We start from the raw sequence: 8,323 nt of genomic DNA, 5'->3' as shown, positions 1-8,323 counted from the left end.
ATTTTTTCAACATTATTTATCATTTTCATCACCAATATTATTGTACCCTGATATTATTCTTTATACAAGGTTGTCGAATAGGTCTAATAATAAAGATTGATCGGACACAACCGTTATACAACGACTGAAAAATTTTATACTCATAAGGACATTGAAGAACTGAGAAAAGCGGTGGAAAAGATATAGTATTTTGTATATTGCTTGTATATTGTAGGCATACATTTCTCTACTTTTCCATACTTTTTCCAAAATAAAAACCCCTGAAAACCAGTGTTTCCAAGGGTATATAAAATAATACAATTATCTTTTTGAGAATTGTGGGCTTCTTCTTGCTTTCTTTTTCCCGTATTTTTTTCTTTCAACCATTCTTGAATCTCTTGTTAAGAATCCAGCTTCTTTTAAAGCTCCTCTTAATTCAGCATCAGCTACTAATAATGCTCTTGAAACACCATGTCTAATTGCTCCTGCTTGTCCTGTGTTTCCACCACCATTTACGTTAACTTTTACTCCGTATTTGTTTAAAGTTTCTGTTAATTCTAATGGTTGTTCTACTATTTTAGCCAAGATTTCTCTTCCACCAAAATATTCTCTCATATCTTTTCCATTTATTGTTACTCCAGTTTCACCTGGTACTAATCTTACTCTTGCTACTGAAGTTTTTCTTCTTCCAGTTCCTAAATATTGAATTTTTTCTGCCACGAAAATTTACCTCCTATAACTCTATTCTTTCTGGTTTTTGTGCTGTATGTGTATGCTCAGATCCTGTGAATAATCTCAATCTGTTAATCATTTGGCTTCCTAATTTATTTTTAGGTAACATTCTTTCTACAGCTTTTCTGATTACTTCAGTAGGTTGTTTTTGTAACATTTCTTCTAAACTTCTTACTCTCAATCCACCTGGATATCCACTATGTCTGTAATATTTCTTGTCTAATAATTTATTTCCTGTTACAGCGATTTTATCAGCATTTGTAATGATAACAAAATCTCCTCCATCAACGTGTGGTGTATAGCTTGGTTTGTGTTTACCCATTAATCTTACTGCGATTTCAGTGGCTAATTTTCCAAGCACTTTTCCTTCTGCATCTATCTCATACCAATTTCTTACAACTTCTTCTTTTTTTTGCATTACAGTGTATTTACTCACTTTGTTTCCTCCTGTTTTTATTCTCTATTTTATAGAATAACGGTCCTTTGTGGGAAAGGCTCATATTAGTTAATTATATATCATTTCCTCCCACTTGTCAAGAGAATTTCCTTGATATTTTTCCATTTGAAGAAATTTAAAAGATTTTATTAATAAAAAATGCTCTTTTTACTTTTAATCCTTATAAAAATCTGCTCATTTCTTTTTCTCAAGATTTTTAGTCATCTCTTTTTTTATTTGTTTTCTAAATTCATCTGATAGCAAAAACTCATATCCATGTTTCTTAATAAGTTTCATCTCTTTTTCTGTTATTTCCTCTGGAGTTTTTGAACTGGCAATTTTATATGCTAACGAATCCTCCATGCGACATTTTTTAATAAGTTTCATTTCTTCTTTTGTTATGTTTTCCAGTTCTTTTGAACGAATAATTTTATCAGCCATTATATTCTCAATCATACTATTACCAAAACAAGCAAATACATTTGTACTAATTCCTAAAGCCATTATAGCTAATATTAATATTTTTTTCATATTTATCATTCCTTCCATTTATTTTTACTGAAAATATAATTCTTACATATTTTATCTATTTAATTTAAAGTAGTGTTCAAATCTAAAATATACTTTTTAATACAATATCATTGTACCACACATGTATTATAATGTCAATTTTTAGAGTAAAGTTTTTTCTGTATTTTTGGATAAACTTAAAAAAAAATAAGGAAATAATAAATTTATAAACAAAATTGCAGATGGTAACATTTTTTCAAATATATTTGAAATAGAATTTAGATTGATTATTTAAATTTTTGAGGCATCCTTATTATAGAAAGGTGAATAATATGTTAAATTATAGGGAAACTGAAATATTAAATAGTCTTATTAGATTTGTTATAAACATATATTGATAGAAAAAATAACATAAAAAATTTCAAACAAAATAAAAATACTTAGAAAAAAAATAGAAAAACATTAAGATTTTTTTCTTTAAATATTGACATAGTATAAAAATAAGATATAATAATAATGAAAAAAAATTATATTCCTATGTGATAGAAGAATATGAACAAAAAAATAGAAAGAGAGTTGGTTAAAAATGATGAAGTATTTACAGAAAATTGGTAAATCACTTATGTTGCCAGTTGCAGTATTACCAGCTGCAGCAATACTTTTAGGAATAGGTTACAGACTTGATCCTGTTGGTTGGGGAGCAAACAGTCCTACAGCAGCTTTCCTAATAAAATCAGGAGCTTCCATATTGGAGAATATTCCTATATTATTTGCAGTCGGAATAGCAGTTGGAATGTCTAAAGAGAAGGATGGTTCTGCGGCATTATCAGGATTAGTAGGCTTCTTAGTAATAACTACATTATTATCAAAAGATTCCGTTGCAGTTTTGACAAAAGTGGATGTAGACAAAGTTCCTTTAGCTTTTGGAAAAATAAATAATGCATTTATAGGGATATTATCAGGAATAATAGCTGCTGAAATATTTAATAGATTTCATAAGACGCAGTTGCCAATGGCTTTTGCATTTTTCAGTGGTAAAAGACTAGTTCCAATATTGACGTCAGCCGTAATGCTTATATTATCTCCTGTATTATTCTTTGTATGGCCTATAATATTTGGAGCATTAGTAACTTTAGGAGAAACATTCTTAAAACTTGGACCTTTAGGAGCTGGAATATTTGGATTCTTTAACAGATTGTTAATTCCTCTAGGATTACACCACGCATTAAATGCAGTTTTCTGGTTTGATATAGCAGGAATAAACGATATTAAAAACTTCCTTGGCGGAACAGGAGTAAAAGGTATAACAGGAATGTATCAGGCAGGATTCTTCCCTATTATGATGTTTGGACTGCCAGCAGCCGCATTTGCAATGTATCAGGAAGCTAAACCTGAGAGAAAGAAACAAATTGCATCTTTAATGTTAGCAGCAGGAGTTACTTCGTTTGTAACAGGAGTGACAGAACCTCTTGAATTTGCATTTATGTTTGTAGCACCTTTATTGTATGGAGTTCATGCACTTTTAACAGGATTAAGTTTATTTATAGCATCAATGTTTCACTGGACAGCTGGATTTGGATTTAGTGCAGGACTTATTGACTTTTCACTAACTTCAGGAATGCCAATGGCTAACAATCCATTTATGTTGTTAGTTCTAGGACTTGGATTTGGAGTAGCTTATTATCTGTTGTTTAAAGTACTAATAAAAACCTTTAATTTAAAAACACCTGGAAGAGAAGAAGAGGATAATGAAGAAGAATTAAAAATAGAAACTTCAAATAATAGTCATACAGAAGTAGCTACAATCATATATGAAGCATTAGGTGGAAAAGATAATGTAGTTTCCATAGATAACTGTGCTACACGATTAAGACTAGAAGTAAAAGATTCAACTTTAGTAGATGATAAAAAAATTAAAAAAGTTGCAGCAGGAATTATAAAACCTTCTAAAACAGATGTTCAGGTAATTATTGGTCCATTGGTTGAATTTGTTGCAAATGAAATGAAAAAATTATAAAAATATATTATTATAAATATAAAAACTGCACTTAAACTTTAAATACAAGATTAAAAGTGCAGTTTTAAAATATTTTTATTTTATTTACTTCTTATCATTGCTGTTCTACTTTTTCCAGCAAGCAAACAACCTCTAAATGCGGTGTAACCGGGAACATATCCACCACCGAACACCTAACCAGCCTGTATCCAAATTCCCCAAACTTTATCAGATTTGTCATCAAAGTTTTTGGATTACAAGACACATAAATTATATTTTTAGTATTGTATTTTACCAGCTTTGTGATAGTTTTTTCACCTACACCAGCACGTGGCGGATCCAAAATTAAAATATCTGGCTTGATTCCATCATTATCAAATTCATCCAATTTTGCAAAAACATCTCCTGAGATAAAATGTGCATTCTGAATATTATTTAATTTTGCATTTTCATTAGCCTTTTCTACCGCTTCTGGCACCAATTCGATTCCATAAACCTGCTTTGCCTTTTTTGAAACAATTTGCCCAATTGTACCAGTACCGCTAAATAAATCAAAAACTGTTGCTTCGTGAATTTTTATATTTTCAATTTCTTCAAGGTATGTTAAGACTTTTCCGTATAATTTTTCGACTGTCTGGGAATTTGTCTGAAAAAAACTGTATGGACTGATTTTAAATTTTAATCCAAAAATCTCCTCTGTCAAATCACGTTCTCCATACAAAATCGTTTCGCTTTCAGAAATAACCATATCCGAAAAATTATCATTAAATGTGTGTAAAATTCCAGTAATTTTAAAATCATTATCCAAATTTAAGGCTAATAATCCTTGCTTAAACTCTTTTTGAAATTTTTTCTTTTCTATCTCACTAATTTGCGTCGTTGTTACAATATTTACCAAAATCTGTTTTGTAAATTCTGCCTTTCTAATTACAAGATTTCTAAAAAAACCTATATGATCAAGTCTGTGATAAAAATCAAAACCTGTCTTTTTACAAAATTCATTACAAAAAACATAAATTTTATTAAAATTATCATCCATTAATTTTAATCCGTCAACTTCTACAATATCGTGAAAACTGTTCTGTTTATGAAGCCCTAAAATTATAGGTCCTCCTTTTGTAGCATTTCCAAAGCTAAATTCCATTTTATTTCTATATTTATAAGGCTTTACACTTCTGACAGGATCTTCAAAAATATAATCATACTTAATAATCTTGTCTAATTCTTTTTTTATATGCCCTGTCTTTATTTCAAGATGCTCATCATAGGTATAATACTGGTAGTTACAGCCTCCATTTTGTCTTTCAATATCATTGTAAATCGCATTTTTTCTCCCAGCAAAGTCAATAATTTTGCAATGTATCAGCTCATACTTTCTTCGTCTTTTTACAAAAATTCCCTCAACAACTTGATTTTCTGCCGCATTAATATTCACATAAATTTTATTTTCATCAAAAAATCCGTAAGCTCTGCCCTTAGTATCGAGATTTACAATTTTTAACTGTATCAAGTCTCCTTTTTTCAAACTTTTCTTTTCCGTTTTTTCCATTAATTTCTCCAATTTTCTAAATTATCATTTTTACTTCTCTTTTATATACTTTTCCAACCTCTTTATAGCCTCTTCCAATACTGGAATATCATGCACAATCGAAAATCTTACATACCCCTCCACTTGAAATGTAATTCCAGGTACAATCGCAAGTTCTGTTTTTTCGAGTAAATCAAGAACAAAATCAAATGATTCCATATTTTTAAACTTTTCAATATTTTTATAAGTTGCAAAAACATAAAATGCCCCTTTAGGTTTTAAACATTCAAAACCTAATTTTTCTAGTCTATTTACAAAATATTCCACTCTTTTTTTATAAATTTCAGAAATTTTCGTCGTATCAGAACATTTATCAAGGGCTGCAATCGCTCCATATTGTGACAATGTTGATGCACTTGTTACATTGTACTGGCTAACTTTTTTCACTTGATTCTGTAATTTTTCATCAGCAATAATATAGCCTAATCTGTAGCCTGTCATCGAATGTGATTTTGAAAATCCATTAATTATAATTAGCTGCTCCTTCAATTCATCAGAAAATTTTGCAAAGGAAGTAAATTTCTCAAAAGTAATTGCCGCATAAATTTCATCGCTTATCAAATAAATATTTTTATCTTTCAAAAATTTCACAATTTTAACCATTTCTTCTTCTTCAAGCGTAATTCCAGATGGATTATTCGGATATGTCAAAATTATTAATTTAGTTTTATCAGTAATGTTTTTTTCTAAAATTTCTTTTGTCAACACAAAATTATTTTCTTCCAAGTCAACAAATTTAGTTTTCGCCTCAGAAATCGTAATCAATGGCTCATATCCCACATATGAAGGCGTTGGAATAATCACCTCATCATCTTTTGCCAAAATAGTTTTCAAAACCGAAGCAAGCCCTTCCGTAGAACCAACCGTTACCAAAACATTTTGAGCGTTATAGTTTCCTGAAAAATTCTCGTTATAATATTTGGCAATCTTTTCTCTTAATTCTGGCATCCCTCCCACAGGAGAATATTTTATTCTGCTATTTAAAGCATGATAAGCCACAGCTTCCTTCACTTCCTGTGGAACATCGATATCAGGCTCCCCAATTGTCATATTTATCACATTTTTATAATTTACTAATCTTTCATGAATTTTTCTAATATCAGAAATTTCAATTCCTTCAATAATTGGATTTATATACATTTAAAAACCTTCTTTCTTACTTTATATTTTCAAATTTATAACCAATTATATCATATTTTCGGTTTATTTTATAATTTTTATTAAATTCCCCATTGTCATTTTGTACTTTTTTTGATAGAATTAAGATATAGATTTAATTTGAAAGGAAATAAAATGGATAATAAAAATCAACAAATAATTGACGCCAGTATGATAATTAAAATTATTTATAAAAATAAATTTTTAATCGCTTTAACTACGATAATAGTTGTGATACTTTCTACAGCTTTTGTTTTTGTGAACAAATCCTTTAAATCAGACATTACACTTTATGGAAATGATAAAGTACTTACTGAAATTGGAGAAAACTCACAATTTTCACTAAATTCCTTTGACTTTTACTCATACTTGAAAAAAAATTCAAAAACTTTGAGAAATGTGAATTTGCCAGAGGATAAATTCTTTAAGGAAATGACAACAAGATTAACAGCACAGTCAGAAAATAATGATCCAACAGTGAAAGTAAAATTCACTACAAATAACAAGGCTGAAGGAGAAAATTTTGCAAAAGAGTATCCAATACTTGCACAAGGCTATCTGCTTGAAAGAAAAAACAATTTTTTGGATAAACAAATAAAATTATTAGAGCAACAATATAGCTTTTTAACACAAAATATTGATGTGCGGACTACAAAAGACTCTTTAACAGATACATTAGTATCAAGATTAGCATATTACCGTTTATTAAAAAATGACTCAAATCCAGTTGTTAAATACGTAAATTCTGTAACAAAACCTGCATTAAATAAAAAGCTGGTTATAGCTGGTTCATTATTCTTAGGATTATTTTTAGGAATTCTGATTGCATTTATGAAAGAATTTTCTACTACATTAGACTGGGAAGACATTAAGAAAAGAAAAAATTAATAAAATTAAAGGGATTATCTCGCATTCTGAGGCAATCCCTATTTTTTATTTTTAACCTATTTCAACCATTCTTCTCTTTCTTTTATCAAAAGTTACCATTTCAGTAATTCCAAATTCCTTTGCATATTCACCAGCTTCCTTTATTTTCATTCCAACATGCTCAGAATAATGTGAATCACTTGACAAAATCACAGGAATATCATATTTTTTCACATATTCCATAAAATCTCTATATGGAGTAATTTCTTTGATTGGATAACGATAAAACGTTCCTGTGTTTATATCCACAACCATGTTATTTTTTTTCAAACATCTAGCCGTACTTTCAAGCAAGCTGTCGATATCTTTTTTTTCTGGAATATTTCTAAATAATCTCAAATTAAACGGATGTCCTAAAATATCATACATTCCAGTATTTGCCACATCCTCAATCTCTTTTGCATAATCCTTCCAAATCTGCACCAAATCTCCATCAGTAAATTTATGCTTCAAAGCACTGAAATCAAATCCCCAGCCCTTAATAAAATGAATCGAAACAATCAGATAGTCAAAATCATATTTAGACAATATTTCCTTAACTTTCTCCTGATTTTTAAAATTACACACTTCTATTCCAAATTTTACTGGATACCCCTTTGATTTCAATTTATCTATAAAATCTCTGTATTCATCCAATGTATGCACAAATTTTGTTTTCTGCTCAAGCCATTTTTTCTGGAAATTCCCAGTTTCACTCTCATCCAAAATCAGCTCATCATAATATAAATCCTTAAATTCCTTAAATCCGTGAGTATGTTCCGTTATCCCAATTTCTGAAAGCCCCATTTTCTTTGCTTGTTCAAAGAATGGATTCACATAATCCTCATCATAACTTCCATACTCAAAGTGCATATGATAATCTACCAGCATAATATTCCCTTACCTTCCATATAGTATTTTTTAACTAATAATGACAAATCAAGATTTAACAAAATAATTATAAATTTTAAGTTTAATTTTAAAATAGATTCTATATTTTATAAATAAAAATCATATA

Annotated in this window: 8 protein-coding genes; 2 read left to right on the top strand and 6 right to left on the bottom strand. The window is 29.1% G+C overall.

Going from position 1 to position 8,323, the window contains the following annotated elements; all coding sequences use genetic code 11:
* Positions 1–300: 300 nt before the first annotated feature.
* The 3 genes from rpsI to HMPREF1552_RS00655 all read right to left on the bottom strand — a co-directional run bounded on the left by rpsI (position 301) and on the right by HMPREF1552_RS00655 (position 1,678).
* A complete protein-coding gene (gene rpsI / locus HMPREF1552_RS00665) occupies positions 301–699 on the bottom strand; it encodes a 30S ribosomal protein S9 (protein ID WP_018450229.1) in 399 nt (132 codons plus the stop codon).
* Between the two features lie 13 nt (positions 700–712).
* Positions 713–1,147, bottom strand: coding sequence for a 50S ribosomal protein L13 (gene rplM, locus HMPREF1552_RS00660; RefSeq protein WP_021743094.1), 435 nt, complete (start codon positions 1,145–1,147; stop codon positions 713–715).
* A gap of 195 nt (positions 1,148–1,342) precedes the next feature.
* Positions 1,343–1,678: a hypothetical protein gene (locus HMPREF1552_RS00655; RefSeq protein ID WP_039900873.1), complete on the bottom strand. Its 336-nt coding sequence runs from the start codon at positions 1,676–1,678 to the stop codon at positions 1,343–1,345.
* A 565-nt stretch (positions 1,679–2,243) separates the two neighbouring features.
* Here HMPREF1552_RS00655 and nagE point away from each other — a divergent pair.
* Positions 2,244–3,674, top strand: a complete 1,431-nt coding sequence (nagE, locus tag HMPREF1552_RS00650; RefSeq protein WP_021743092.1) for an N-acetylglucosamine-specific PTS transporter subunit IIBC — start codon at positions 2,244–2,246, stop codon at positions 3,672–3,674.
* Between the two features lie 94 nt (positions 3,675–3,768).
* On the opposite strand, the gene rlmD is transcribed toward nagE, so the two are convergent.
* Together rlmD and HMPREF1552_RS00640 are read right to left on the bottom strand one after the other, a co-directional pair.
* Entirely contained in the window at positions 3,769–5,202 is a 1,434-nt protein-coding gene (rlmD, locus tag HMPREF1552_RS00645; RefSeq protein ID WP_021743091.1) for a 23S rRNA (uracil(1939)-C(5))-methyltransferase RlmD, read from the bottom strand.
* Positions 5,203–5,232: 30 nt separating this feature from the next.
* A complete protein-coding gene (locus tag HMPREF1552_RS00640; RefSeq protein WP_021743090.1) occupies positions 5,233–6,381 on the bottom strand; it encodes a pyridoxal phosphate-dependent aminotransferase in 1,149 nt (382 codons plus the stop codon).
* Between the two features lie 153 nt (positions 6,382–6,534).
* Between HMPREF1552_RS00640 and HMPREF1552_RS00635 the strand changes: the two genes are divergently transcribed.
* Positions 6,535–7,287 (top strand): chain length determinant protein, encoded by a 753-nt coding sequence (locus HMPREF1552_RS00635; protein ID WP_021743089.1) that lies wholly within the window; start codon positions 6,535–6,537, stop codon positions 7,285–7,287.
* Positions 7,288–7,338: 51 nt separating this feature from the next.
* Here HMPREF1552_RS00635 and HMPREF1552_RS00630 read toward each other — a convergent pair whose 3' ends face one another.
* Positions 7,339–8,196 (bottom strand): histidinol-phosphatase HisJ family protein, encoded by an 858-nt coding sequence (locus HMPREF1552_RS00630; RefSeq protein WP_021743088.1) that lies wholly within the window; start codon positions 8,194–8,196, stop codon positions 7,339–7,341.
* Between the last annotated feature and the right edge of the window lie 127 nt (positions 8,197–8,323).

The organism is Leptotrichia sp. oral taxon 879 str. F0557 (assembly GCF_000469385.1).
Lineage (GTDB): Bacteria > Fusobacteriota > Fusobacteriia > Fusobacteriales > Leptotrichiaceae > Leptotrichia > Leptotrichia mesophila.
This window is presented reverse-complemented; position numbering and strand designations above follow the sequence as displayed.

Coding starts and splice junctions, on each gene's coding strand:
- HMPREF1552_RS00630 (WP_021743088.1), bottom strand. CDS start 8,196: ATGCTGGTAGATTATCATATGCACTTTGAGTATGGAAGTTATGATGAG.
- HMPREF1552_RS00635 (WP_021743089.1), top strand. CDS start 6,535: ATGGATAATAAAAATCAACAAATAATTGACGCCAGTATGATAATTAAA.
- HMPREF1552_RS00640 (WP_021743090.1), bottom strand. CDS start 6,381: ATGTATATAAATCCAATTATTGAAGGAATTGAAATTTCTGATATTAGA.
- nagE (WP_021743092.1), top strand. CDS start 2,244: ATGATGAAGTATTTACAGAAAATTGGTAAATCACTTATGTTGCCAGTT.
- HMPREF1552_RS00655 (WP_039900873.1), bottom strand. CDS start 1,678: ATGAAAAAAATATTAATATTAGCTATAATGGCTTTAGGAATTAGTACA.
- rlmD (WP_021743091.1), bottom strand. CDS start 5,202: ATGGAAAAAACGGAAAAGAAAAGTTTGAAAAAAGGAGACTTGATACAG.